This window comes from Vibrio sp. 1249-1 (assembly GCF_033340495.1).
The window spans coordinates 1-1150 of record NZ_JAWOWJ010000099.1 but is presented as its reverse complement, the minus strand read 5'-3'; the positions used below and the strand labels follow the sequence as shown (position 1 = coordinate 1150).

The 1150-nt window shown below is 44.0% G+C and carries 1 protein-coding gene; it reads left to right on the top strand.

Going from position 1 to position 1150, the window contains the following annotated elements; genetic code table 11:
• Window positions 1-1150: tetratricopeptide repeat-containing diguanylate cyclase (locus R7Z50_RS24535; protein ID WP_318149353.1), on the top strand; the 1150-nt coding region annotated here is incomplete at both ends.

The following is a 1150-nucleotide window of genomic DNA, read 5'->3' as shown; positions in this document are numbered from 1 at the left end:
TCCGATTTCCCATCTGGTATTTATAACGATGTCGGCAATTTACTGGCCGAATTAGGACAGTTTGAGCAATCGGAGCAATACCTCATCCAATCCTTGCTTGCGCGTCAACTTGAGGAGGCCCCACTCAAAGTGGCGCAAGTCGAACACAGCCTAGCTCGGATGTATAACAAATCGAAAGATTTCGATAAGGCCATTAACCACTACCAGAACTCATTGAAAATCTTGGAAGAGCTCCACTATCCGTATGGACAAGGCTTGGCGTATTTGGGTCTTGCTTCCGCTATTGCTGAAATTGGCAACCTTGAACAAGCCGTCAAATACATTAACAAAGCACTCGGTTTGGGCGAGCGATACGAAAACAACCATTTACAAACCGAGGGGCATTTAGCCGCTGGTTTTGCTTATCTGAAAAATGGCGCGCCAGAAAAGGCGATCGAGCACGGAAAAGAAGCGTTCACACTAGCAATGGAAAACTCAAGGCCATTGCTACAAGCGAGAGCGCAACTGTTGCTGTCCAATGCTTACCAAGAACTTGGGGCTTACAAAGCGGCGCTAAGTCACTATGAAGCGTATTCAACATTGGAACTAGATAACCGAGACACCAGCAACATCAAGGCAATGGAAGCTCTCGACCTCACCAAAAATGAGTACGAATACGAACTGCAACTGATCAAACTTGCGAACGAGCGGAATTTAAAGCAGAGCGAGTTTGAAAAGCTTACAGATCAAAAACGCGCGTACAATTTTGTGGTTGCCTGCTTAGTGCTTCTTTTGGTGTTGGCAATAATGGCTCAGCGACAAACTCGAAATAAAGCACGGATAGACAGTTTAACGTGTGCCTTAAACAGAACCGCGATCATTGAAACCATCAAAAGCCAAACCTCGAAAACTCATCAAGAGATGCGATATGTTCTGGCTTTAATTGACTTAGATAACTTTAAAGCCATCAATGATACCTACGGCCACCCTACAGGCGATTTGGTTTTGAAACACGTTTGTCAAAGCATCCGCGTAAAACTCAATAAAGGTGAATACATCGGGCGTCTAGGTGGAGAGGAATTTGTTCTTTTACTCAAAAACGTTGATGAAATTGATGTACCGTTCCGAGTTCAAAGCTTGCATAAAACCATTTCGGAAAAACAAATCAAAA